This is a genomic window from Frateuria sp. Soil773 (genome assembly GCF_001428405.1).
GTDB lineage: Bacteria > Pseudomonadota > Gammaproteobacteria > Xanthomonadales > Rhodanobacteraceae > LMSL01.
This window is the reverse complement of record NZ_LMSL01000041.1, coordinates 362,191-386,325: the sequence shown is the minus strand read 5'-3', so window position 1 is coordinate 386,325 and position 24,135 is coordinate 362,191. Positions and strand designations below refer to the sequence as shown.

Here is a 24,135-nt window from a genome sequence, read left to right as displayed (position 1 = left end):
GATGACCGGAGTCAGCCGCGGGCGGCCGATTGCAGCAGGGTGAGCACGTCGGCCTCGTCCACGCCGGCCACGATCTCGGCCTGGCCGATGCCGCGCCACAGGATCAGGCGCAGCGTGCCGGCGGTGTTCTTCTTGTCCAGCCGCATCAGCGCCAGCAATTGCTCGGGATCCATCCCGGGCGGTATCGCGGTGGGCAGGCCGAGCGCCTCCAGCAGGCGCTGCAGCCGTGCGGTGTCGGCCGCCGCACTCATGCCGAGCCGCTCGGACAACCCGGCGGCGAGCCGCATGCCCACCGCCACGCCTTCGCCGTGCAGCAGGGCGGTATAACGGCCGGCGGTCTCCAGCGCGTGGCCGAAGGTGTGGCCGAGGTTGAGCAGGGCGCGCTCGCCCTGCTCGGTCTCGTCGCGGGCGACCACGCCGGCCTTGTACGCCACCTTGCGCGCGATGGCCTCGGCCAGGGCCTCGTCGTCGCGCGCGGCGAGCGCGTCGGCGTGCCGCTCCAGCCAGGCGAAGAAGGCTTCGTCGCCGATCGCCGCGCCCTTGACCACCTCGGCCAGGCCGGCGCGGTATTCGCGCGCGGGCAGGGTGGCCAGCGTGTCGAGGTCGGCCACCACCGCGCGCGGCTGGTGGAAGGCGCCGACCAGGTTCTTGCCGGCCGGCAGGTTCACCCCGGTCTTGCCGCCGACGGAGGAATCGACCATCGCCAGCAGTGTGGTCGGCATCTGGATGAAGTCGATGCCGCGCATCCAGCAGGCGGCGGCGAAGCCGGCCATGTCGCCGATCACGCCGCCGCCGAGGGCGATCACGCAGGCGTCGCGGGTGGCGCCGAGCGCGGCCAGTGCCTCCAGCGCGCGGCCGATGTTGGCGAAGGTTTTGTGCGCCTCGCCGTCGTCGAGCAGGAAGCTGGACCAGCGCAGGCCGTCCAGCCCCTGCGCCACCCGTTCCAGGTACAACGGCGCCACCGTGGTGTTGCTGAGCACCAGCACGTGCCGCCCGCGCAGCCGGGCGCGCCAGCGCGCGGCGTCGCCGAGCAGGCCGCGGCCGATCCAGACCGGATAGCTGCGCGCGCCGAGGGCGACGTCGATGGTGCGCAGGACGGAAGGGGCAGAAGCGGTCGATGCGGTCATGGCGCGGCGGTCAGGGTGTCGTGCTGGCGTTGCCAGTGGCGGTCGATCAGGTCGATGCAGCGCTCGCTGCCGGCGGTCACGGCCTCGTGCGCGCCGGGCACCGCGAGGTCGGCGATCTCGCGGTAGAGCGGGCCGCGGACGACGGCCATGGCTTCCAGCCGGGTGCGGCGGTCGTCGCCGGCGAGCAGCGGGCGGCGGGTGTCGCGCGCGAGCCGTTCGAGCTGCTGCTCGATGGTCACGTCCAGCCACAGCACGTAGCCGCGCTCGGCCAGGCGGCGGCGGTTGGACGGGGCGAGCACGGCGCCGGCGCCGGTGGCCAGCAGCACGCCTGGGCGCCGGCTGCATTCGTCGAGCAGGGCGCTTTCACGCAGGCGGAAACCGGCCTCGCCCTCGATCTCGAACACCGTGGCGACGTCGACGCCGCAGTGGCGCTCGATCTCCTGGTCGAGATCGACGAACGGCAGGCCATAATGCGCGGCGAGGCGCCGGCCGACCGAGGTCTTGCCGGCGCCGGTGGGGCCGATCACGAAGAGATTGCACGACGGATTCATAGGCAGATGCTAACAGGGCCCTATCGATGAGCGAACGCGTTTTGCTGGCCGGCTGCGGCGACCTGGGCCTGCGCGTGGCGCAATGCCTGCTCGCGCGCGGCGACGAAGTGTTCGCGCTGCGCCGGCGGCCGCCCGCCGCGGCCGGCGACGGCCTGCGCTGGCTGCGTGGCGACCTGGTCAGGCCGGAAAGCCTGGCCGGCCTGCCGGAGGGCATCACCCAACTGGTCTACCTGCCGACGCCGGATGCGCGCGACGAGGCGGCCTATCGCGCGGTGTTCCTCGACGGGCTGGCCGGCCTGTGCCGTGCGCTGGATGTCGCCGCGCTGCGGCGCGTGCTGTTCGTTTCCTCCAGCGCGGTCTACGGCGAGCACGACGGCGGCTGGGTGGACGAAGCCACGCCGGCGGACCCGCCCGGCTTCAACGGCGCCGTGCTGCTGGAAGCGGAGCGCTGGCTGGCCGCGCAGGCGCTGCCCTCGGTGGTGCTGCGCCTGGCGGGCCTGTACGGGCCCGGCCGGCTGCAACTGATCGAGCGCCTGCGCGCCGGGCAGGCGCGGGCGCCGCACGACCGGCCGCACTGGGCCAACCGGATCCACATTGACGATGCGGCCGCGGCGGTCGCGCACCTGCTGCGGCTGGAGTGGCCCGAGCCGTTGTACCTGGGCGTGGACGACACCCCGTTGCCGCTGGACGTGCTGCACGGCTACCTGGCCAGCCTAGCCGGCGCGCCCCGGCCGGCGGAGGGCGCCGCGCCGCCCGGCATCGGCAGCAAGCGGCTGAGCAACGCGCGCCTGCGCGCGAGCGGGTTCGCGCCGCGCTGGCCGGATGCGCGCGAAGGCTACGCGGCGCTGCTGGCCGGCGGCTGACCGCGGTGGCGCCGGCCGGGCGATGGCGCGGTGCGGCTTGCCTGCCCCGGCGGACGGGACGAGACTCGGCCCACCAGGGGAGCGCGCCGCGCCGTCCGTGCGGCACCGAAGAGGGTCACGCCATGTCGGTTGCCAAGGTCATCGAGATCACCGCGTCTTCCAGCAAGGGCTTCGAGGACGCCGTGCAGAAGGGATTGAGCAAGATCGCCGAGTCGGTGAAGCACATCAAGGGCGCGTGGGTGAACGACATGAAGGTGGTCACCGGCGACGACGGCAAGGTGACCGAGTGGCGCGTCAACATGCGCGTGAACTTCGTCGTCGAATAGCGTCGCGCTGCGCCGGCCGCGGCGTCCGCCGCGGCCCGCTCAGCCGTGGCTCAGCCCGGTCACGTGGCGCTCGGTGTCGTACTCGACCACGCTGTCGGCCAGTGCGGGCAGCGTCGCCAGCGCGTGCCGGCTGAGCCGCTCGAAGTGGGCCAGGAAGCGCACCATCGTGTCGGCATCCATCGCCAGCGGGGCGTGCCGGGCCAGCAGGTTCGCCTCCTGCTCGCTGCGCCAGCGCATCACCACGTCCCAGTTCGGCGCCTGCAGCACGACCAGCGCGTCGAGCTTGCGCCACAGAGGCTGGTAGCCGCGCAACTGCTTGTTGACCCAGTGGCGCCAACTGCCGTCGGGGTCCTCGTCGCGCTCCAGCGCGTTGACCGGGGTTTCCAGCGCCGACTGCAACTGCGGGCGCAGGCCGAGCGCCCAGCCCTCCAGGATCACCAGGCGCGGCGGCCGGGTGGCGCGCGGCCAGCGCGACGGCGGGATGCGCGTGTCGCGGCCCTTGTCGAAGCGCGGCCACGCCACCGGCAGCTTGTCCGACGCGCGCGGCAGCGCGGCCAGCACCGACAGTAGCAACTCGATCTCGTGGGTGCCCGGCACGCCGCGCGTGCGCAGCAGCGGATGCACCTCGCGCGCCAGCGCCTCGCGCTCCCCGCGCGGGTAGTAGAAGTCGTCCAGCGACAGCACGTCGGTGGGCAGTCCGCGCGCCTCGGCCAGCGCCTTCATCACCCGCGCCAGCGTGCTCTTGCCGCTGCCCTGCAGGCCGGACAGACCCAGCACGTACGGGCGGCGCGCGCGTGCGATGCGCCCGGCGTAATGGTCGAGCAGGTGGCCGGCCAGGGCCTGGTTCTGCATGCTAGCATCGTCGTTCATGTGCGCCATGATGGCGCGCTCCGGCCACGATGCAAGAGTCATGCTGAAACCCGAGATCCTGGACACCTTCCTGCGGCTGCTGGACGAGGCCGCCGCCGGGGGCGACCGCGAACCCACCGCGATGAACCTTTCCACCGCCGACGCGGCGGGCCGGGTCAGCTCGCGCATCGTGCTGCTGAAGGGGGCCGACGAGCGCGGCTTCCGCTTCTACACCAACTACCAGAGCGACAAGGGCGGCCAGCTCGAGGCGCATCCGCAGGTCGCGCTGTGCTTCCACTGGAAGCAACTGCGCGACGGCGTGCAGGTGCGCGTGGAGGGCGTCGCGCGCAAGCTGCAGGCGGACGAATCGGACGCCTATTTCGCCAGCCGCGCGCGCGGCAGCCAGATCGGCGCGTGGGCCTCGCTGCAGTCGCAGACGCTGCCCGACCGCGACACCTTCGAGCAGCGCGTGGCGCGCTACGAGCACGAGTTCGAGGGCCGCGACGTGCCGCGTCCGCCGCACTGGGGCGGCTTCGTGGTGGAGCCGGACATGGTGGAATTCTGGTACGGCGCCGAATACCGGCTGCACGAGCGCGTGCGCTGGAGCCGCCACGGCCAGACCTGGACGCACCGGCTGCTGTACCCGTGACCCAGCCGGCGCCCGCGGGACACGTCGCGCAGCACGGTTTCGCCGTGCATACCCGCGGCCGCGGGTTCAGCGAGATCACCGCGCAGGTCGCCGACGCGGTGGCGGCCAGCCACGTGCAGACCGGCATCGCCCACGTCTTCACCGCGCACACCAGTTGCGGGCTGCTGATCGGCGAGAACGCCGATCCGGCGGTGCGCAGCGACCTGGAGCGCTGGTTCGCGCGCGCGGTGCCCGACGGCGACCCGATCTTCCGCCACGACGCGGAGGGCGCGGACGACATGCCGGCCCACGTGCGCGCGGTCCTCACCGGGGTCAGCCTGACCGTGCCGGTGCACGGCGGCAGGCTGCAACTGGGCACCTGGCAGGGCATCTACCTGTGGGAGCACCGGGCCGACGCGCACCAGCGCAAGGTCACGGTGACCGTGCTGGGGCACTGAGCGCGTGGCCGACCTCTATCCGCGGCGCATCGTCTGCATGACCGAGGAGCCGACCGAGGTGCTCTACGCCCTCGGCGAGCAGGAGCGCATCGTCGGCATTTCCGGCTTCACCGTGCGGCCGCCGCGGGCGCGCAAGGAGAAGCCCAAGGTCTCAGCCTTCACCAGCGCGAAGATCGACGAGATCCTCAAGCTCCAGCCCGACCTGGCGATCGGTTTCTCCGACATCCAGGCCGACATCGCCCGCGAGCTGGTCAAGGCCGGGGTGGAGGTGTGGATCAGCAACCACCGCAGCGTGGACGGCATCCTCGGCTACATCCGCCGGCTCGGCGCGATGGTGGGCGCGCACGAAAAGGCCGAGGCCTACGCGCAGCGTGCGGAATGGCACATCGCCGAAGTGCGCGCGGCCGCCGCGGAACTGCCGCGGCGACCGAAGGTGTACTTCGAGGAATGGGACGAGCCGCTGATCACCGGCATCCGCTGGGTCGCCGAGCTGGTGCGCATCGCCGGCGGCGACGACATCTATCCCGCGCACGCGGCCGAGCCGCTGGCGAAGCACCGCATCCTGGCCGATCCGGCCGAGGTGATCCCGCATGCGCCGGACATCGTGTTCGGCTCCTGGTGCGGCAAGCGCTTCCGCCCGGAAAAGGTCGCCGTCCGGCCCGGCTGGGACGCGATCCCGGCGGTGCGCAACGGCGACCTGTACGAGATCAAGTCGCCGATCATCCTGCAGCCCGGGCCGGCGGCGCTGTTCGATGGCCTGGCCGAGATGCACCGGATCATCGCGGCGTGGGCGCATCGCTGAGCTTTTTTTGCGCTGGCGCGCTGTCTTTGCGTGTTCGCCTTGTCCTTCCTTGCGGTCTAGGGGGGCACTCTGTGGGGCGGACTCCCAGTCGCCGAAATGCCCGAGTAGAAACCTCGCCCCACGGGGACTTTCATCCAGTCGCCCACAAGGGACTCCATCCGGCCACCGGCGAGCCCGGTCGTGAAGAGAGACGGAGCCCGGTGCGGGTGATGCCCCTCAGCCGCCCATCGCCAGCCGCGCGCCCAGGTCGAACAGCGGTGCCGCGAGCAGCAGGCGCGCCAGCAGCAGGCCGATCATCACCACCATCGGCGAGAAATCGAGATTGCCCGCCACCAGCTTGCCGCGCAGCGGCCGCAGCAGCGGCTCGACGATCGCGCCGACCAGGCGCAGCACCGGCTGGCGCCGGTCGACCGCGAACATGCTCAGCAGCGACCAGCCGAACACCACGACCAGGTAGAACACCAGCACGAAGTCGATCAGGTCGGCCAGCGACAGCAACAGCAGGCCCAGCGGACGCGGCGCCACGCCGAGCAGGGCCACCAGCAGCAGGCGCTTGAGCAGCATCGCCAGCCACGTCACCAGCAGCGCGGCCAGGTTGATGCGCCGCCAGTTCGGCAGCACCCGGCGGATCGGCGCCAGCACCGGATTGGTGTAGCGGTAGACGAACTGGCTCAGCGGATTGTGGAAGTCCGCGCGGCAGGCTTCGGCCAGCAGGCGCACCAGGAACAGCGTGGCGACCGCGTCGAACGCCAGCTCGATCAGCAGGGAGAGGGCATTGAACAGGTAGCTCACTTGGGCGCGTCCAGTTGGGCGGCCAGCTCCGCGCCGCGCCGGGTGGCGGCGGCGACGGCGCGGGCGGCGATGCGGGCGAGGCCGTCGTCGGCGAGGCTTTCCAGCGCGGCCTGGGTGGTGCCGTTGGGCGAGGTGACGCGCTGGCGCAGCACGCCCGGATCCTCGCCGCTCTCGACCAGCATGCGGCCGGCGCCCAGGCAGGTCTGCGCGGCGAGCGCGCGCGCGGTGTCGCGCGGCAGGCCCTGCGCCACGGCGGCCGCCTCCAGCGCCTCGACCAGCGCGAAGAAATAGGCCGGGCCGGAGCCGGACAGCGCGGTGACGGTGTCCATCAGCGCCTCGTCGTCGATCCAGCGGGTCAGCCCGGCGGCGTCGAGGATGTGCTGCGCCTGCGCGCGTTGCGGCGGGCTGACCCGCTGGTTCGCGCACAGCCCGGTGGCGCCGGCGCCGATCAGCGCCGGCGTGTTCGGCATGCAGCGCACGATCGGCAGCGCGCCGAACCAGCGTTCGAGCTGGTCCAGCCGCACGCCGGCGGCGATCGAGATCAGCAGCGGGCGATTGCGCTGCAGCGTGTCGCGCAGCTCGGCCTGCAGGGTCGGCATGATCTGCGGCTTCACCGCCAGCAGCAGCACGTCGGCGTCGGCGGCGGCGAGCCGGCTTTCGGCGAAGGTGGCCACGCCGAATTCGCGCGCCAGCGACTGGCGCGCCTCGGCCAGCGGCTCGGCCACGCTGAGGCTGGAAGCGGCCACGCCGGTCTTCAGCAGGCCGCCGATCAGGCTGCGAGCCATGTTGCCGCCGCCGATGAAGGCAAGTCGTGTCATGCGGTACGTCCATTCCGGAAGCTCGGGAGCGATACCTTACCGGAGCGCCGCCCCGGTTGCGCCGCCGGCCGCTGAGGCGTCCTTCCGGGGCGCGGCATCGCGGTCTGCAGACCCCGTCCGCACTTTCGCGATCGGCCGCGGGAAAACACTGGTCGCGCCGGCCGTCGCGCGAGTAGTATCGGCGCGCTGCAAGGGGATTCAGGGGATTCGTCCGTTGTACGGCGGCGTCCGGCGCCAGGCCGGGACGCGGCGCGCGACGACCCGGTCCGCCATGCCTTCGTGGCCTATGCCATCCAGACGATCGGTTGAGGGGGAACGCCAGATGGATATCGCCGAACTGCTTGCCTTCTCGGTGAAGAACAAGGCCTCGGACCTGCACTTGTCCGCCGGCCTGCCACCGATGATCCGCGTGGACGGCGACGTGCGCCGCATCAACATCCCGGCGCTGGAGCATAAGCAGGTCCATTCGCTGATCTACGACATCATGTCGGACAAGCAGCGCCGCGACTACGAGGAGTTCTACGAGACCGACTTCTCGTTCGAGATCCCCGGCCTGGCGCGCTTCCGCGTCAACGCGTTCAACCAGAACCGCGGCGCCGGCGCGGTGTTCCGCACCATTCCGTCCGAGGTGCTGACGCTGGAGGACCTGGGCTGCCCGCGCATCTTCAGGGAGCTGATCGAGCAGCCGCAGGGCCTGATCCTGGTCACCGGGCCGACCGGCTCGGGCAAGTCGACCACGCTGGCGGCGATGGTCGACCACATCAACAAGAACGAATACGGCCACATGCTGACGATCGAGGACCCGATCGAGTTCGTGCACACCTCGCAGAAGTGCCTGGTCAACCAGCGCGAGGTGCACCGCGACACGCATGGCTTCAACGAGGCGCTGCGCTCGGCGCTGCGCGAGGACCCGGACTACATCCTGGTGGGCGAGCTGCGCGACCTGGAGACGATCCGCCTGGCGCTGACCGCGGCGGAAACCGGCCACCTGGTGTTCGGCACCCTGCACACCAGCTCGGCGGCCAAGACGGTGGACCGCATCATCGACGTGTTCCCGGCCGGCGAGAAGCCGATGGTGCGCTCGATGCTGTCCGAGTCGCTGCGCGCGGTGATCTCGCAGTCGCTGATGAAGAAGGTCGGCGGCGGCCGCATCGCGGCGCACGAGATCATGGTCGGCATCCCGGCCATCCGCAACCTGATCCGCGAGGACAAGGTGGCGCAGATGTACTCCTCGATCCAGACCGGCCAGCAGTACGGCATGCAGACCCTCGACCAGAACCTTCAGGACCTGGTCAAGCGCGGCCTGGTGACGCGCCAGCAGGCGATCGGGTACGCCAAGAACAAGGACATCTTCAAGTGAGCGTCGGGATTCGGGATTCGGGATTCGGGATTGGCGAAAACCGCCATCGCGCCGCGATTCGCCATTCCGGCGTTCGCACGGCGGGTGAACCGGCCCATGGCCGGCGGTTCGACCCCGCCCGGATCGGCAGCTTCGACGAATCCCGAATCCCGAATCTCGAATCCCGGGAGCAAACCCCATGAGCGACTTCGATTTCACCTCCTTCCTCAAGCTGATGGTGCACAAGAAGGCGTCGGACCTTTTCATCACCGCGGGCGTGGCGCCGTCGATGAAGGTGCAGGGGCGCATCGTGCCGATCACGCAGAGCCCGCTCAGCGTGCAGCAGGCGCGCGACATGGTGCTCAACGTGATGACGCCGTCGCAGCGCGAGGAGTTCGAGAAGACCCACGAGTGCCAGTTCGCGATCTCCGCCCAGGGCGTGGGCCGCTTCCGCGTGTCGTGCTTCTACCAGCGCAACTGCGTGGGCATGGTGCTGCGCCGGATCGAGTCGAAGATTCCCACCTTCGAGGAGCTCACGCTGCCGCCGGTGCTCAAGCAGCTTTCGATGACCAAGCGCGGCATCATCATCTTCGTGGGCGCCACCGGCTCGGGCAAATCCACCTCGCTGGCGGCGATGGTGGGCTACCGCAACCAGAATTCCACCGGCCACATCATCACGATCGAGGACCCGATCGAGTACGTGCACAAGCACGAGGGCTGCATCATCACCCAGCGCGAGCTCGGCATCGACACCGACAGCTGGGAGAACGCGCTGAAGAACACCCTGCGCCAGGCGCCCGACGTGATCCTGATCGGCGAGGTGCGCACGCGCGAGACGATGGAGTACGCGATCAACTTCGCGGAAACCGGCCACCTGTGCCTGTGCACCCTGCACGCCAACAACGCGAACCAGGCGATCGACCGCATCCTGCATTTCTTCCCCGAGGATCGCCGCCAGCAACTGTTCATGGACCTGTCGCTGAACCTCAAGGGCGTGGTCGCGCAGCAGCTCATTCCCACGCCGGACGGCAAGGCGCGCCGGGTCGCGGTGGAGGTGATGCTGGGCACGCCGCTGGTGCAGGACTACATCCGCCAGGGCGAGATCCACAAGCTCAAGGAAGTGATGAAGGAGTCCACCAACCTCGGCATGCGTACCTTCGACCAGAGCCTGGTCGAGCTGTACCACGCCGGCGAGATCAGCTACGAGGATGCGCTGCGCCACGCCGACAGCTCCAACGAGGTGCGCCTGCGCATCAAGCTGGCCCAGGGCGGCGACGCGCACACGCTGTCGCAGGGGCTGGACGGCGTCGAGCTGGAGGAAACCCGCGACACGCAGAACTTCGGCGGCGGTCTGCTGCAGCGCTGAGCGTCGCGGCCGAGCGCGGAAACGAACACGCGCGGAAACGAAACAGGAGCCTTGCGGCTCCTGTTTCGTTTCCGGAGGTCTTGCCGGGTGCCGTTACTTGCCCGAGGGCGGCATGTCGGAGTTCGCCGCGCCGCTGACCGTGAGGCCGGTCGCGTCCACGCTCTTCACGCCCTTGACCGCCCTGGCCACCTTCTCGGCCTTCATCTTCTCCTGTGCGCTCGCCACCGTACCCGACAGCTTCACCATGCCGTCGGTGGTGTCCACCGAAATATCGGTGGCATGGATGTGCTTGGTGGTGGCGAACTCGGACTTCACCTTGGTGGTGATCCAGGCGTCGGCGGCCTTGTCGGGCACGGTCCGGTTGCTGGTCTGTGCCTGCGAGCCGGCGTCCTGCGCGGCGAGTTGGGCGAACGGCGCTGCCGTGAACGCGGTCGCGAAAGCCGCGGTCACGAGAGCTTTGTGCAGGGGACGGATGGCAGACATGTGTGCAGTCTCCTTGGCTGGGGGAATGGCGGCTCGCGGATGGAGCCCTCGCCTCGCATGGAAGCAGCCCATGGGTGAATGCGCCGTGGGCGCGGCGTGTATGCGCCGGTTGCATCGCGGAGTCCTGCCGCGCGGCTGCCTATGAAGCCCAAAGATTTCGTCGAATCTTGCGACGAAAAGGCTGCCTCGGCAGGCTATTCATGTACAAGCGTATGATTTAAATAAAGATATTTTTGTTAAATATCCGTGTTGACAGTCGTGTTTTTTTGCGATCTGATGATCGCCGCAGCCCTACCCAAGCTGCATTCCGATCCAACGGATGTCTCCCGGGCCCCGGTCCGGGACGGGGTGTTGTTGCTTTCAAAAACGTCAGGGCGAGGCTGGCCGGGCCGGTTCTCATCGCTCGCGGATTCATCAATTTTCTGGGGAGTTTCAATGCATATTTCGACCATGCTTGGTGGGGGCAGCCTGCGCCGTTCGACATTCGCGCTGGCGTTGGGGTTGGCTTTGGCGAGTCCCGGGGTGCTGGCGCAGTCCAACATCACCGGCAGCATCTTCGGCCAGGCGGCGAGCCAGCCCGGTGCGACCGTCGTGATCCAGAACCTGGATACGGGCATGACCCGCAGCACGACGGTCGATTCGAGCGGCCGCTACCGGCTTTCCTCGCTGCCGACCGGCCGCTACAAGGTGACGCTGCAGGACAACGGCACCGAGGTCGGCAGCCGCGACAACGTGACGGTCAACATCGCCAGCGGCACCGAGGTGTCCTTCGGCGGCGCGGCGGCGACCGCGGCCGAGGCGAAGAACCTGGAGGGCGTGTCGGTGGTCGGTTCCGCGCTGCCGGCGATCGACGTGTCCTCGGTGGATACCCGCACCGTGCTCACCTCCGAGCAACTGGCCAAGCTGCCGGTCGCGCGCGATGTTTCCGCGGCGGCGCTGCTGGCTCCCAGCGTGGTCGCCAATTCCAGCTACGACGCACCCAGCTTCGGCGGTTCGGCTTCCTCCGAGAACGCCTACTTCATCAATGGCTACGCGGTGACCAACCCGCTCACCTCGATCGGCTTCACCAGCCTGCCGTTCGATGCGATCGACCAGCAGCAGGTGCTCACCGGCGGCTACGGCGCCGAGTTCGGCCGCTCCACCGGCGGCGTCATCAACATCGTCACCAAGCGCGGCGGCAACGAGTGGAAGGCCGGCGTCTACACCATCTGGGAACCGCAGGCGCTGCGCGCCAACCCGCGCAACAACTACTACCCGAACACGGGCTTCTACGGCGCCGACAACAAGACGCCGACCGACGGCACGCTGTACCAGTACCGCAACAAGAACCAGCAGTGGAAGTCCACCGTCGGCGCCTACGTCAGCGGCCCGCTGATCAAGGACAAGCTGTTCTTCTACGTCGACGCCGAGATGAACAAGCAGGAGGGCACCAGCGTGGCCTCCTACTCCAACTCGTCGGCCACCGCGGCGAAGATCGGCTGGAGCGACTACAGCTACAAGATCCCGCGCTGGACCGGCAAGCTGGACTGGAACATCACCGACAACCACATCCTGGAGTTCACCGGCGTCTCCGACAAGACCGAATACGAGTCCGACCGCTACGCCTTCGACTACGCCAGCCTGAGCCACGGCTCGACCCAGAACGGCGGCGTCTACACCAAGAACGGCGGCGACCTCTACGTCGGCAAGTACACCGGCTATCTCACCGACGACCTGACGGTCTCGGCGCTGTACGGCACGCAGAAGATCCAGCACATCGAGAAGATGGCCGGCTACGACCCGTCGTGCCCGTACATCTCGTCGACCACGCAGACCCAGGTGCCGGGCGTGGCCTACAGGAGCTGCCAGACGTCGCTGACCTCGACCAACCTGCTGGAAGGCGCCAACGACAAGACCCACGGCTGGCGCCTGGACGTGGAGTACCGTCTCGGCGACCACGACCTGCGCGTGGGCTATGACGCGCAGAGGGCCGAGTCGTACACCGGCAAGCGGTATGCCGGCGATTTCGCCTGGGTCTACGCCTGGCAGAAGAACCCCAACGACGCGGTGGACGCCAGCCACGACGTGACCGGCTCGCCGGCGGGCGCCGGCGGCTACGGCAGCCAGGGCTACTACGTCTACAAGGCCTACAACACGCAGCGCGCCGGCGTGAAGACCGAGCAGGCCGCGCAGTACATCGAGGACCGCTGGCAGATCAACGACCGCTGGCTGCTGTCGGTGGGCCTGCGCAACGAGCAGTTCACCAACTACAACAAGAACGGCGACGCCTACATCAAGCAGCGCCACCAGCTGGCCCCGCGCCTGGGCGTGGCCTGGGACGTGTTCGGCGATTCCAGCCTGAAGGTGTTCGCCAACGCCGGCCGCTACCACCTGGCGGTGCCGAACAACGCGGCGGTGCGCAGCGTGTCGGGCTCGCTGATCACCAACGAGTACTTCACCTATACCGGCGTGGATCCGCGCACGGGCGCACCGACCGGCCTCACGCCGATCGCGGTCAAGCCCGGCAGCCAGTACCTGTGCCCGAACGGCGGCATTTCCTCGAACCTGGAATGCGGCAACGCGCCCGATCCCCGCACGGTCGCGGCCAAGGGCATCCGCTCGCACTTCCAGGACGAGTACATCCTGGGCATGGAGCAGCAGCTCGACGCCAGCTTCAACTGGGGCGCCAAGCTGACCTACCGCAAGCTGATGAGCGCGATCGACGACACCTGCGTGACGGCGCTCGGCGGCGCGTGCCTCACCTTCAACCCGGGCACCGGCAACACCTTCGAGCTTCGCCAGCCCGACGGCAGCCTGCGCACGGTGCACTTCACCAAGGAGCAGTTGGGCCTGCCTGACCTGAAGCGCAAGTACTACGCGCTCGACCTGTTCGTGGAGCATCCGTTCGCCGACAAGTGGTACGGCAAGGTCGAGTACACCTACTCGCGCAACTACGGCAACACGGAAGGCCAGCTCGCCTCCGACCTGGATACGGGCACCGGCGGCCAGACCGACGTGTCGCGCACCCAGGACTGGGACCTGCAGCAGCTCATGGTGGGCTCCAACGGCCTGTTGCCGAACAACCGCAAGCACCAGCTGAAGGCGTTCGGCTACTACCAGCTCAATCAGGAATGGCGTTTCGGCGCGACCCTGATCGCCGCCTCGGGCCGTCCCCGCAACTGCACCAGCTTCTACCCGACCGCGGACAAGGGCCTGTACAACAGCTCGACGTACTGGTTCTGCGGCCTGGCCGGCTCCGGCACGGCGCCGGGTTCGGCGAACTACATCCCGCCCTCGGCCGATTACGCGTTCTCGCCGCGCGGTTCGCACGGCACGGCGCCGTGGACCTACCAGCTCAACCTCAACGCGGCCTACACCCCGGGCTGGATGGACAACAAGCTGACCCTGCAGGTCGATGCGTTCAACGTGCTCAATCGCCAGACGCCGACCCTGTACAACTACCGCTATTCGTCCAACCGCACCACGGTCAATCCGCTGTACGGGCGCGAGCTGAGCTACACCGACCCGCGTTCCTTCCGCTTCACCGTCCGCTACGACTACTGAGCGCGGACATTCGAGCCGCTGGCCGGCACCGCAACGGTGCCGGCCAGCGGGTAGCGACGGTCATTCCTGATCTTCGGGGACGATCCCTGTCGCATGCAGGCGTCATCGGCATGCGGCAAGGGCCGTCCCCGTATTTTTTCCGGCCTGCGCACGATGCGTGGCGCCGTGGATCGCCGGGCGCCGGCCAAAAGAAAAGAGGCGCCGGAGCGCCTCTTTCCGGGGTGCCGCCAGGGCAGGCCGCGCTTATTTCAGCTCGGTGCGGCTGTTGACGATCAGGTCCTTGTCGTCCACGCGGACTTCGGCGTCGAGGGTCTTGATGCGTTCGGCCTGCGCACGCATGGCCTCGAACTGCGCCTTGCGCGCCGCGGTCGCGGCCTTGAGGGCGGCGGCGGCCTCGTCGCCACTGGCCGCATCGTTGCTGCCGGTCAGCGCCGCCGTGGTCGCGGCGAGGCTGTCGGCCTTGCGCTGCATGATGTCGACCCAGCTCAGGTACATGTCGCCGTTGAGGTGCATGCGCAGCATGCGGCCGGCCTCGCCGGTCGGCTCCTTCAGCGTCTCGGCGAGCTTGGCGTCCTGGCCGGCGCCGATGCCGAGGGCGAGCGACTTGGCGCCCATGGCGAGCCAGGCGGGCTGCTTGAACATGGCGGTAAGGCCGGCGGGCAGGGCGACCGGCTTGCCGTCGGCGGCCAGCTTCAACTGGGCCAGGGCCGGCGTCATCATCTGGCCCATCGCCAGCAGGCCGGCGGGATTGCTGGTGCCGAGCACCAGGCGGCCGCTGAAGGTGGGCAGGCTGCCGGCCGAAGCGGTGTCGAAGCTGTCCAGCGCCAGGCGCGCGCCGAGCAGGTCGCCGAACGGCGGGATCGCCGCCTTCTGCATCGCCGGGCCGAGCTTGGCGAAGCCGTCGTTGAGGTCGCTGAGCGCGGGGCAGGCGAACGGCTTGGCCGCGACCGCGTCGGCCTGGGCTGCCCAGAAGGCGCGCAACTGCGCCACCGGCAGGCCGACGGCCAGGTCGAACGGCGCCTGCACGTCGGCGCCCAGGCCGGGCAGCTCGACCTTGAGGCCGGCGAAGGCCTGGGTGATGTCGCTGGCCAGGCTGGCGTCCCAGCGCATGTCCTGGTGCTTCGCTTCCAGCCGGGTGTAGCCGAAGCTCAGCTCGGGCACGCGGCTGGCGATGCGCTCGGCATCGGCCTGGCAACTGGGCGGTATCTGCAACTGGTTGGCCACCGGTTCGCCGGTCTTGGCCGACTCGGCCTCCGCGTGCGCCTTGAACATCGCATTGAACAGCGGATCCTTGCCGCTGGCCGCCAGCGGCAGGGCGCGGGCGAGATCGAGCTCGCCGACCGCCCACTTCTGGTAGCCCTTGGCCTTGGCGAGCTTTTCGAGGCGGCCGTCGTCCTGCAGGTTCTTCGCCGGACGGTCGAGGCCGAGCGCCTGGCGCAGCAGGGGCTGCGCCGCATCGGCGGGCAGGACGGCGGCGACCGCCTGCTTGCCGACCACGGCCAGGACGACCTGGGTGCCCGACTCGGCGGAGACGTGCCTGCGGTAGCTCTGGCCGTCCACGGTGGCGACGTCGAACTTCTTGCCGTAGGCGGTCTCCAGCCGGCCGACGAAGCCCTCGAAGGCCTTGGCGTCGGCGAGCTGGAAGCGCAGCACCGGCGCGAGGCCCAGGCCGTACAGCGCCGAATAGCCCTTGATGTCCAGGCCGGCGTTCTGCGCGAAGGTCTCGATGCTCTTGCCGTTGAGCTCGGCGGCGAAGGCGCGCAGCAGCCGCGCGCTGTCGGGATCCTTCGCGGCGAGCTGGTCGGCCGCCGTGTTCATCTGGGCGAGCTGGGCCGGCAACTGGGCGTCGGCCTGGGCCAGCAGGGCGCCGCGGGTGTCGTCGTCCAGCACGTCCAGGTTGGCCACCACGTACGGCGTGTCGGCCGGTACGAAAGCCAGGGGTGCATCCTTGTCCTTGTGCCCGCAGGCCGCCAGCAGCACGCCGGCGATGGCCAGCGCGAGTGTGCGCGTCGTCGATCGCATATGGGTCCCCAGTTGGTTGTCGCCCGCCATTATGCCGTTTCGCGGCCGCCTTGCGTGGGCCCGGAGCGGGAGATGTGCGCGGGCCGGCTGTTTCAGCGCGCGAGCACCTCGCCGAGCACCGCCATGCGCACGAACACCCCGTTGCCGACCTGTTCGAGGATCCGCGACTGCGCGCCGTCGGCTACCTCGGTAGCGATCTCGATGCCGCGGTTGATCGGGCCGGGGTGCATCACCAGGCAGCCCTTGGCCGCCCGCGCGAGGCGGCGCACGTCCAGGCCGTAGCGGGCGAAGTAGGCGGCCTCGTCCGGCAGGTCGGTGCTGGCCATGCGCTCCTTCTGCAGGCGCAGCATGATGGCGACGTTGGCGCCTTCGATCGCCGCGTCGAAGTCGTCGTAGAAGCGGCAGTTGGGGAATTCGGCCGGGTCGGGCATCAGCGGGGCGGGCCCGCACAGGCGGATCTCGCCGGTGCCCAGCGCGCTTAGCGCGTGCACGTCCGAGCGCGCCACGCGCGAATGCCGGATGTCGCCGCAGATCGTCACGACGAGGTTCTCGAAGTCGGGGCGGTGCTGGCGGATGGTCAGCGCGTCGAGCAGGCCCTGGGTCGGGTGCGCGCGGTTGCCGTCGCCGGCGTTGATCACCGAGACCCCGCTCATCGCGTGGCGCACCAGTTCCTCGGGCGTGCCGGACTGCTTGTGGCGCACGACGATCGCGTCCAGGTGCATCGCTTCGAGCGTGTGCAGGGTGTCGTACAGCTCCTCGCCCTTGCTGGTGGAGGAAAAGCCGATGTCGAAGTTGACCACGTCCGCGCCGAGGCGGCGCGCGGCCAGCTCGAACGAGGTGCGCGTGCGCGTGGAGGGCTCGAAGAACAGGTTCAGCACGGTGCGGCCGCGCAGCAGGTCGAGCTTGCGCGTGCCGTGCGCGCAGGCGTCGCGCATGGCGATGGCGCGGTCGAGCAGGCGCTCGATGCATTCGCGCGGCAGGTGTTCGAGCGTGGTCAGGTGGCGCAGGCGAGAGGTCATGGCGGCGGTTTCGGGCAGGCGGTAAAGGGGGCGGGCAGCGGGCGCGGGGTCAGCCGGGGCCGGCGGGGAGCGCGCCGGAAGGGTCGGCCAGCCAGCGTTCCAGGATCACGGCGGCGGCTTCCGCGTCGATGGCGGCGGCGTCGCGGCGCTTGCGCAGGCCCTGCGCGCGCGCGCCGGCGAAGCGCTGCGCGGCTTCCTGCGAGCTGTGCCGCTCGTCCACCAGCAGCACCGGCAGGGCGTAGCGTTCGCGCAGTTGCGCGGCGAACCGGCGCGCGCCGCGGCTGGCCGGCTGCTCGGCGCCCTCCAGGGTCAGCGGCAGGCCGACCACCAGGGTGTCCGGCAGCCATTGCGAGCGCAGGGCGTCCAGTTGCGGCCAGTCCGGCCGGCCGTCGCGCACCGGCAGCGCGGCCAGCGCGCGCGCGCTGGCGGTGATCGCGTTGCCCACGGCGACGCCGATCAGCCGGCTGCCGTAGTCGAAGCCGAAGGCGCAGCTCATGCGGGCATGGCGGAGGCGGCGCGCGGCAGGCTCACGCGTGGCCTGCGTAACCGGGCAACTGCAGGGGATCGACGCCGACCAGGCCGGCCGCGGCGCTCCAGCGTTCCTCCAGCGGGGTATGGAACATCACCCGGTCGCTGGCCTCGACGGTGAGCCAGCTATTGTCCATCAGCTCCTGTTCGAGCTGGCCGGCGCTCCAGCCGGCGTAGCCCAGCGCCATCAGCGCCTGCCGCGGCCCATCGCCGGCCGCCATGGCGACCAGGATGTCGCGCGAGGTGGTCACCGACCACTCGCCGTTGATGCGGTAGCTCGACTCCCAGCGGCCATGCTCGCGGTGCAGCACGAAGCCGCGCTCCTGCTGCACCGGGCCGCCGATCAGCACCGGCTGGTCGATCACTTCCTGGTCGCTGCAGTTCAGCTTCATCTGCGCGAGCACGTCGCCCAGGCGGTATTCGGAGAGCCGGTTGACCAGCAACCCCACCGCGCCGTCCTCGTCGTGCTGGCACACGAACGCCACGCCGCGCGCGAACGGCGGCTCGGCCAGGCTGGGCATGGCGATCAGGAAATGTCCGGCGAGGGTCTGCGGCTGGGTGGCGCTCATGCGGGCATTGTAGCAATGGACCGGCGGTGCGCCCGTTTTACCGCGGCGCCCGTGAAGCCGCCGCTAGCCTGCCGTTGCCGGGCCGGGCCGGTTCAGCGGTTGCGCAGGACGTTGCCGGGCAGGAACTGCCAGGTGCGCGTGATGTGCAGTTCGTCCACGTGCCCGGCGGTGGGGATCGGCGGGAACGGCGCGGCCAGCCGCACGATCCGCTCGGCGGCCTTGTCCAGCAGCGGCTGGCCGGAGCTGCGGGTGACGTCGATCGCCCTGACGCTGCCGTCGCGGCCGAGCGTCACGGTCAGTTCCAGCTCGCCGTGCAGCTCGCGGCGGCGCGCCTCGTCGGGGTAGTTGAGGTTGCCGATGCGCTCGACCCGGTCGACCCAGCCGCGCATGTAGGCGGCGTAGACGTATTCCTTGGTATTGGCCGAGATGAACTTCTTTTTCGGCCGCTTGGCGTAGGCCTCGGTGCGGTCGCGCAGCTCGGCGGCCAGCTGCGCCATTTCCTGGCGCCGGCGCAGTTCGTCGGCGGTGGGCAGGTCCTGGGCGTCCTGCGCGCGGCGGGCAGTGTCGCTGGCGACCGCGAAATCGGCGTGGCCGCTGGTGGTGACCATGCGCGCGTCGGTGGCCTGCTGCGGCTGCGGCACGGCGGCCTCGACCGGCGCCGGGGCGGTGCCGGGATTGGGCTTGGGCAGGGGGCCGGAGAACATCTGCGAGGGCCGCGCGGCCTTTTCGCTTTCGCCGCCGCCCTGGTTGTTCGCCTGGGCTAGGAAGTCGGCCTTGTCCGGCGCCTCGCGGTTGGCGACGTCGACCAGGGTCACGTCCAGGGTCGGCAGGCCGGGGGCGGACTTCACGAAATGGAAGGTGATGCCCAGCACCAGCACGCCATGCAGCAGCAGCGAGAACAGCAGGGTCGCCCCGATCGGATCGGGGCTGCCGGTACGGCGGATGGCGGCATTCACGCTAGGGATGCTCTGGTTGGTTCCACGCGGGCAGACAGTGCCGGCCTCAGCGCATTGAATTCGAAAAAGGAGGCGATGCCCGGAAGGCCCGCAGGGTGCGCCGCGCGGCGTGGGAAGGCGGCCAGCTTTCCCGGCGCCACGCGACAGGCCCCGCGGGCCTTCCGGGCATCATGCCGCCCGTGTGGAGCCGGCCTGATCATCCCGGGTTCTCGATCGCATCGAACAGCTGGCCGGCGATATTAAGCCCGAACTGGGCGTCCAGCTCGCGCACGCAGGTCGGCGATGTGATGTTGATCTCGGTCAGGTAGTCGCCGATCACGTCCAGGCCGACGAAGCGCAGGCCGCGCCGGCGCAGTTCCGGCGCCACCTGAGCGGCGATCCAGCGGTCGCGCTCGCCCAGCGGCACGCCCTCGCCGCGCCCGCCGGCGGCCAGGTTGCCGCGGAACTCGTCGCCCTGCGGGATGCGCGCCAGCGCGTAGGGCACCGGCTCGCCGTCGATCAGCAGGATGCGCTTGTCGCCGGCGCTGATCTGCGGGATGAACTTCTGCGCGATGGCGAACTGCCGTCCCTCGCCGTGCGGGCCGCCGGCCAGCAGGGTTTCCAGCATGGAGTTGAGGTTGCCGTCGCCGGCCCTGACCTTGAAGATGCCGCGCCCGCCCATGCCGTCCAGCGGCTTGAGCACGGCCTCGCCGTGCTCGGCGACGAAGCGGCGCAGCTCGCCGGCATCGCGCGCCACCAGGGTCGGCGCGATGCACTGGGGAAACTGCAGGGCGAACAGCTTCTCGTTGCAGTCGCGCAGCGAGCGCGGGTCGTTGACCACCCGGGCGCCGCCGCGCTGGGCGGCCTCCAGCACCATGGTGTCGTAGATGAACTGCGCGTCGACCGGCGGGTCCTTGCGCATCAGCACCACGTCGATTTCGCGCAGGTCCCGCCACTGCCGCTCGCCGAGGCTGAACCAGCCGGCGGCGTCCTCGCGCACGGCCAGCGGCGCCAGGCGGGCGTAGGGGGCGCCGTCGCGCAGGGCCAGGTCGCCCTGTTCCATGTAGTGCAGGCGATGGCCCCGGCGCTGGGCCTCCAGCAGCATCGCGAAGCTGGTGTCCTTGGCGATCTTGATGGCGCCGATGGGGTCCATCAGCACGGCGATCGAAAGGGCCATTGCGTTCTCCAGTGGGCGGGCTGCGGTCGCTGCGGCGGCGGGCGACCGGAAGGGAAACCGGGGCCGCCGATGTTCGCCGAGCGATACCGGCACGGCAAGCCCGGGCCGCCGGTGCCGGCACCGCCTGCGCCGTCACAATGGCGGACCGGTGCACCGCGTATCATGGCGGGCGTCGCCGCGCGCGACGGCCGGACCGACGATCCGGCTTGACGTCCCGCAGGCCAGGCGGTAAACAGCAACGCTCGGGCGCAAGCCGAAGAGCGGGCGCCGGTTACACGACTTTGCGGGATTCTTTTCATGCACACCGGGCAGGCGATCCCGTATCGGCGCCCCAGGTGTTTTACCTGAGCCGGGGCGGGCCACAGGGGGGTGAGTGAACTTGAACGTGAGTGCTAACGGCTTGTCCGGTCTGAAAGTCATGGTCATCGATGACTCCAAGACCATCCGTCGCACGGCGGAGACCTTGCTGAAAAAGGAAGGCTGCGACGTGCTTACCGCCGTGGATGGCTTCGAGGCCCTGGCCAAGATCTCCGACCAGAAGCCGGCCATCATCTTCGTCGACATCATGATGCCCCGTCTCGACGGCTATCAGACCTGCGCGCTGATCAAGAACAATCCGCAGTTCCGCGGTACGCCGGTGATCATGCTCAGCTCCAAGGACGGGCTGTTCGACAAGGCTCGCGGCCGCATCGTCGGCGCAGAGCAGTACTTGACCAAGCCGTTCACGCGCGACGAACTGCTCGGTGCCATCCATCGCCATGTCAGCACGGTTTGATACCAGTGACTGCAGCGTCTGAAGGGGGACCTGTGGCCAACATTCTCATCATCGACGATTCGCCGACCGACGTGCGCGTGTTCACCACGCTGCTGGAGCGCGCGGGTCATCAGGTCAGCGCGGTGAGCACCGCCGAGGAGGGCATCGAGCGCGTGCGCGCCGACCTGCCGGCGCTGGTCATCATGGACGTCATCATGCCCGGCATGAACGGCTTCCAGGCGACCCGCACGCTGACCCGCGACCCGGCCACCGCCGGCGTGCCTATCGTGATGATCACCACCAAGTCGATGGAGACCGACCGCGTTTGGGGGCTGCGCCAGGGCGCCAAGGCGTTCATCACCAAGCCGGTGAACGAGAAGGAACTGCTCGCCTGCATCAACGACCTGCTGCCGAGCGCGGCATGAGCGCGACCGCCAATCTCACCCCGTTCGAAATCCTCGCGCGCTACGAGCGCCTGTCGCTCGCCCACGCCTCCGAGGCGCAGGAGCGGATGGAGGCGCCGGGACTGTGGCGCGGCATCGGCTACCGCGCCGGTTCGCGGCTGTTCGTCAGCGGCATCGACGAGATCAACGAGCTGCTCGCCGTGCCGGCGCTGACGCCGGTGCCCGGCACCCAGCCGTGGCTGCTCGGCGTGGCCAACGTGCGCGGCAACCTGGTGCCGGTGGTCGACCTGGCGCGGTTCCTGTTCGGCGAGCGCACGCCGCATTCCGAGCGCAGCCGCCTGCTGATCGTGCGGCAGGGCGGAGGCAACGTGGCCCTGCTGGTGGACGAGGTGTTCGGCCAGCGCACGGTGGACGCCGAGCAGCGCCGCGAGGCCGAGGCCGAGGACGACCCGCGGCTGGTGCGTTTCGCCGACGAGCGGGTGGGCGAACAGCGCCTGGCCGTGTTCAGCATGGGCCGGCTGGTGAGGGCGCCGGATTTTCGCCAGGCCGCGGCCTGACGTACGCAGGAATCGAAGGGGCGGGGGCCGGCGCCGCGTGCGGCCGGGACCCAAAAGGGGCGCAGACCCCGGGGCCGAGCGGCGCCATGCTGCGCGGCAGGCTGATGCAAGACGGATGACGGACGAGGTGTAACGATGAGCACTACAGGGGGCGTCGGCAAGGAAAGGGGCTATACCGGCCTCATTGTCCTGCTGCTGATTGCGATCGGCTTCGCGGCACTGGATTTCTTCCTTCTCAACCAGAAGAACGGCGAGGACCGCCAGGCGAACGCGCTGACCACGCAGATCCAGGTGCTGTCGCAGCAGACGGCGAAATACGCGCTGGAGTCCGCCGACGGCAACGTCGATTCCTTCAAGGAACTGGAAAGCACGCACAACGCGATCAACTCGGCGGTGCAGCGGCTGATCAAGGGCGATCCCAAGAGCGGCATGCAGGCCTACGGCGACAACGACGCCACGCCGGCCGGCCGCGCGGTGACCGCGCTGAACAACGCCTGGAGCCAGCTCGACGCGGACATCCGCAAGATCCTGTCGAACAAGGCGGTGGTGCTCGATTCGTCGCAGCGCGCCGCGACCATCTCGCGCCAGATGCCGCTGCTGAACTCCAGCATGGAGCAGGTGGTGAACATCCTGCAGCAGCGCAACGGCAGCGCCGAGCAGATGCTCGGCTCGTCGCGCCAGATGCTGCTGGCCGACCGCATCATCCGCCGCGTGCAGGAGGTGCTGCAGGGCGGCGACAGCGCCCAGTCCGCGGCCGACGGCCTGTCGCGCGACGCCCAGTTGTACGGCACCGTGCTCAAGGGCCTCACCGAGGGCGACAGCGCCTCCGGCGTGAAGGCGATGGGCGACGCCAACGCGCGCAAGATCCTCACCGACATGGGCGGCAACTGGGCCGAATTGTCCGATCCGCTGGCCAAGCTGGTTTCCGCCGCGGGCAACATCGCCGATGTGAAGCGTGCCGGCAACCAGGCATCGCTCGATTCGCAGAACGTGCTGCTGCGCGCCAACGAGCTGTCCGACCAGATCGGCAAGCTGCCGTACCGCCGGCTGTTCCCGAACGTGTGGTGGGGCGTGCTCGGCGCGATCGGCGCGGTGGCCTTCGCGCTGCTGCTGGTGGTCACCCTGGTGCGCGACCAGCGCAAGCGCTTCCAGGATTCCACCGAGCTGAACCAGCGCAACCAGGAGGCGATCATGCGCCTGCTGGACGAGATGGGCTCGCTGGCCGAAGGCGACCTCACGGTGAAGACCACCGTGTCGGAGGACATCACCGGCGCGATCGCCGACTCGGTGAACTACGCCATCGACGAGCTGCGCACCCTGGTGACCACGATCAACGAGACCTCCGAGCAGGTGTCGTCCTCGGCGCAGGAAACCCAGACCACCGCGCGCCACCTGGCCGACGCGGCGCAGCACCAGGCGCAGCGGATCAGCACCGCGACCTCGGCGATCAACCAGATCGCCAGCTCGATGGACAACGTGTCGAAGGACTCCGCCGAATCGGCCGACGTGGCCGAGCGCTCGGTGAAGATCGCTTCGCGCGGCGCCGAGGTGGTGCGCGAGACAATCTCCGGCATGGACTCGATTCGCGACCAGATCCAGGAAACCTCCAAGCGCATCAAGCGGCTGGGCGAATCCTCGCAGGAGATCGGCTCGATCGTGGAACTGATCAACGACATCGCCGAGCAGACCAACATCCTGGCGCTGAACGCGGCCATCCAGGCGGCCTCGGCCGGCGAGGCGGGCCGCGGTTTCGCGGTGGTGGCGGACGAAGTGCAGCGCCTGGCGGAACGCTCCGCCAGCGCAACGAAGCGAATCGAGACGCTGGTGCAGACGATTCAGTCCGATACCAACGAGGCGGTGAACTCGATGGAGCAGACCACCGCCGAGGTGGTCGCCGGCGCGCGCCTGGCGGAAGACGCCGGCAGCGCGCTGGGCGACATCGAGCGCGTGTCGCACGACCTGTCGGCGCTGATTCAGAACATCTCCACCGCGGCGCGCCAGCAGTCCGCGGCGGCGACCGACATCTCGCAGTCGATGAACGCGATCCAGGAAATCACCTCGCAAACCTCGCAGGGCGCGAGCCAGACGGCCGACTCGATCGGCTACCTGGCCCAGTTGGCGAGCGATCTGCGGCGCTCGGTGGCGCACTTCAAGCTGCCGGGTTGACAACGGCTTTATTCGACAGGGGGCAACCTCGACGGTTGCGCGATGCGCAATGGCGCAAC

General features: G+C 69.6%; 25 protein-coding genes. 13 read left to right on the top strand and 12 right to left on the bottom strand.

The window, feature by feature from the left end:
* Window positions 1–11: 11 nt before the first annotated feature.
* Together aroB and ASG87_RS17540 are read right to left on the bottom strand one after the other, a co-directional pair.
* On the bottom strand, window positions 12–1,127 hold the full coding sequence (gene aroB / locus ASG87_RS17545; RefSeq protein WP_056008229.1) for a 3-dehydroquinate synthase: 1,116 nt from the start codon (window positions 1,125–1,127) through the stop codon (window positions 12–14).
* Window positions 1,124–1,678, bottom strand: coding sequence for a shikimate kinase (locus ASG87_RS17540; protein WP_056008226.1), 555 nt, complete (start codon window positions 1,676–1,678; stop codon window positions 1,124–1,126). Before ASG87_RS17540 ends, aroB begins: the two co-directional genes overlap by 4 nt.
* Before the next feature lie 26 nt (window positions 1,679–1,704).
* Here ASG87_RS17540 and ASG87_RS17535 point away from each other — a divergent pair, with 26 nt between their 5' ends.
* A complete protein-coding gene (locus ASG87_RS17535) occupies window positions 1,705–2,541 on the top strand; it encodes an NAD-dependent epimerase/dehydratase family protein (protein ID WP_056008224.1) in 837 nt (278 codons plus the stop codon).
* Window positions 2,542–2,663: 122 nt separating this feature from the next.
* Complete coding sequence (locus ASG87_RS17530) at window positions 2,664–2,867, top strand: dodecin family protein (protein ID WP_056008222.1); 204 nt, start codon at window positions 2,664–2,666, stop codon at window positions 2,865–2,867.
* A gap of 39 nt (window positions 2,868–2,906) precedes the next feature.
* Here the strand turns inward: ASG87_RS17530 and ASG87_RS17525 are convergent, their stop codons facing one another.
* Entirely contained in the window at window positions 2,907–3,737 is an 831-nt protein-coding gene (locus ASG87_RS17525) for a hypothetical protein (RefSeq protein WP_056009100.1), read from the bottom strand.
* A gap of 40 nt (window positions 3,738–3,777) precedes the next feature.
* On the opposite strand from ASG87_RS17525, the gene pdxH reads away from it, so the two are divergent.
* Genes pdxH through ASG87_RS17510 form a run of 3 tightly spaced genes read left to right on the top strand, consistent with a single transcriptional unit; the run spans window position 3,778 to window position 5,604 of the window.
* On the top strand, window positions 3,778–4,365 hold the full coding sequence (gene pdxH / locus ASG87_RS17520; RefSeq protein ID WP_056009096.1) for a pyridoxamine 5'-phosphate oxidase: 588 nt from the start codon (window positions 3,778–3,780) through the stop codon (window positions 4,363–4,365).
* A complete protein-coding gene (locus ASG87_RS17515; RefSeq protein ID WP_056008219.1) occupies window positions 4,362–4,802 on the top strand; it encodes a secondary thiamine-phosphate synthase enzyme YjbQ in 441 nt (146 codons plus the stop codon). The genes pdxH and ASG87_RS17515 overlap by 4 nt, the downstream gene beginning before the upstream one ends.
* A gap of 37 nt (window positions 4,803–4,839) precedes the next feature.
* The gene (locus ASG87_RS17510; protein WP_056009093.1) at window positions 4,840–5,604 is read left to right on the top strand and encodes an ABC transporter substrate-binding protein; all 765 of its coding nucleotides are present in this window, start codon (window positions 4,840–4,842) and stop codon (window positions 5,602–5,604) included.
* Window positions 5,605–5,820: 216 nt separating this feature from the next.
* On the opposite strand, the gene ASG87_RS17505 is transcribed toward ASG87_RS17510, so the two are convergent.
* Together ASG87_RS17505 and proC are read right to left on the bottom strand one after the other, a co-directional pair.
* Window positions 5,821–6,396: a YggT family protein gene (locus tag ASG87_RS17505; RefSeq protein ID WP_056008216.1), complete on the bottom strand. Its 576-nt coding sequence runs from the start codon at window positions 6,394–6,396 to the stop codon at window positions 5,821–5,823.
* Entirely contained in the window at window positions 6,393–7,214 is an 822-nt protein-coding gene (proC, locus tag ASG87_RS17500; RefSeq protein WP_056008214.1) for a pyrroline-5-carboxylate reductase, read from the bottom strand. The genes ASG87_RS17505 and proC overlap by 4 nt, the downstream gene beginning before the upstream one ends.
* A 322-nt stretch (window positions 7,215–7,536) precedes the next feature.
* On the opposite strand from proC, the gene ASG87_RS17495 reads away from it, so the two are divergent.
* The 3 genes from ASG87_RS17495 to ASG87_RS17490 are packed head-to-tail and all read left to right on the top strand — an operon-like array spanning window position 7,537 to window position 9,919.
* The gene (locus ASG87_RS17495; protein ID WP_056008211.1) at window positions 7,537–8,574 is read left to right on the top strand and encodes a type IV pilus twitching motility protein PilT; all 1,038 of its coding nucleotides are present in this window, start codon (window positions 7,537–7,539) and stop codon (window positions 8,572–8,574) included.
* Complete coding sequence (locus ASG87_RS20330) at window positions 8,571–8,756, top strand: hypothetical protein (protein WP_157511145.1); 186 nt, start codon at window positions 8,571–8,573, stop codon at window positions 8,754–8,756. Before ASG87_RS17495 ends, ASG87_RS20330 begins: the two co-directional genes overlap by 4 nt.
* Window positions 8,753–9,919, top strand: a complete 1,167-nt coding sequence (locus ASG87_RS17490; RefSeq protein ID WP_056008208.1) for a PilT/PilU family type 4a pilus ATPase — start codon at window positions 8,753–8,755, stop codon at window positions 9,917–9,919. Before ASG87_RS20330 ends, ASG87_RS17490 begins: the two co-directional genes overlap by 4 nt.
* Window positions 9,920–10,012: 93 nt before the next feature.
* Here ASG87_RS17490 and ASG87_RS17485 read toward each other — a convergent pair whose 3' ends face one another.
* A complete protein-coding gene (locus ASG87_RS17485; protein WP_056008206.1) occupies window positions 10,013–10,402 on the bottom strand; it encodes a BON domain-containing protein in 390 nt (129 codons plus the stop codon).
* 435 nt (window positions 10,403–10,837) lie between these two features.
* Here ASG87_RS17485 and ASG87_RS17480 point away from each other — a divergent pair, with 435 nt between their 5' ends.
* Window positions 10,838–13,945 carry a TonB-dependent receptor gene (locus ASG87_RS17480; protein ID WP_056008203.1) on the top strand — a complete coding sequence of 1,036 codons (3,108 nt, stop codon included), beginning with the start codon at window positions 10,838–10,840 and terminating at the stop codon, window positions 13,943–13,945.
* Between the two features lie 243 nt (window positions 13,946–14,188).
* On the opposite strand, the gene ASG87_RS17475 is transcribed toward ASG87_RS17480, so the two are convergent.
* The 6 genes from ASG87_RS17475 to gshB all read right to left on the bottom strand — a co-directional run bounded on the left by ASG87_RS17475 (window position 14,189) and on the right by gshB (window position 20,195).
* Window positions 14,189–15,967, bottom strand: a complete 1,779-nt coding sequence (locus tag ASG87_RS17475) for a hypothetical protein (RefSeq protein ID WP_056008200.1) — start codon at window positions 15,965–15,967, stop codon at window positions 14,189–14,191.
* 92 nt (window positions 15,968–16,059) lie between these two features.
* Entirely contained in the window at window positions 16,060–16,986 is a 927-nt protein-coding gene (locus ASG87_RS17470; RefSeq protein ID WP_056008197.1) for an aspartate carbamoyltransferase catalytic subunit, read from the bottom strand.
* A 49-nt stretch (window positions 16,987–17,035) separates the two neighbouring features.
* Window positions 17,036–17,482 (bottom strand): Holliday junction resolvase RuvX, encoded by a 447-nt coding sequence (ruvX, locus tag ASG87_RS17465; RefSeq protein WP_056008194.1) that lies wholly within the window; start codon window positions 17,480–17,482, stop codon window positions 17,036–17,038.
* 31 nt (window positions 17,483–17,513) lie between these two features.
* Window positions 17,514–18,083: a YqgE/AlgH family protein gene (locus ASG87_RS17460; RefSeq protein ID WP_056008191.1), complete on the bottom strand. Its 570-nt coding sequence runs from the start codon at window positions 18,081–18,083 to the stop codon at window positions 17,514–17,516.
* 92 nt (window positions 18,084–18,175) lie between these two features.
* The gene (locus ASG87_RS17455; RefSeq protein ID WP_056008188.1) at window positions 18,176–19,039 is read right to left on the bottom strand and encodes a TonB family protein; all 864 of its coding nucleotides are present in this window, start codon (window positions 19,037–19,039) and stop codon (window positions 18,176–18,178) included.
* Window positions 19,040–19,235: 196 nt separating this feature from the next.
* On the bottom strand, window positions 19,236–20,195 hold the full coding sequence (gene gshB, locus ASG87_RS17450) for a glutathione synthase (protein WP_056008185.1): 960 nt from the start codon (window positions 20,193–20,195) through the stop codon (window positions 19,236–19,238).
* 373 nt (window positions 20,196–20,568) lie between these two features.
* On the opposite strand from gshB, the gene pilG reads away from it, so the two are divergent.
* The 4 genes from pilG to ASG87_RS17430 all read left to right on the top strand — a co-directional run bounded on the left by pilG (window position 20,569) and on the right by ASG87_RS17430 (window position 24,076).
* Complete coding sequence (gene pilG / locus ASG87_RS17445) at window positions 20,569–20,970, top strand: twitching motility response regulator PilG (protein ID WP_082583057.1); 402 nt, start codon at window positions 20,569–20,571, stop codon at window positions 20,968–20,970.
* A gap of 32 nt (window positions 20,971–21,002) precedes the next feature.
* Complete coding sequence (locus ASG87_RS17440) at window positions 21,003–21,374, top strand: response regulator (protein WP_056008183.1); 372 nt, start codon at window positions 21,003–21,005, stop codon at window positions 21,372–21,374.
* Window positions 21,371–21,910, top strand: coding sequence for a chemotaxis protein CheW (locus tag ASG87_RS17435; RefSeq protein ID WP_056008181.1), 540 nt, complete (start codon window positions 21,371–21,373; stop codon window positions 21,908–21,910). Before ASG87_RS17440 ends, ASG87_RS17435 begins: the two co-directional genes overlap by 4 nt.
* Window positions 21,911–22,045: 135 nt before the next feature.
* Window positions 22,046–24,076 (top strand): methyl-accepting chemotaxis protein, encoded by a 2,031-nt coding sequence (locus ASG87_RS17430; RefSeq protein WP_056008178.1) that lies wholly within the window; start codon window positions 22,046–22,048, stop codon window positions 24,074–24,076.
* Window positions 24,077–24,135: the final 59 nt, after the last annotated feature.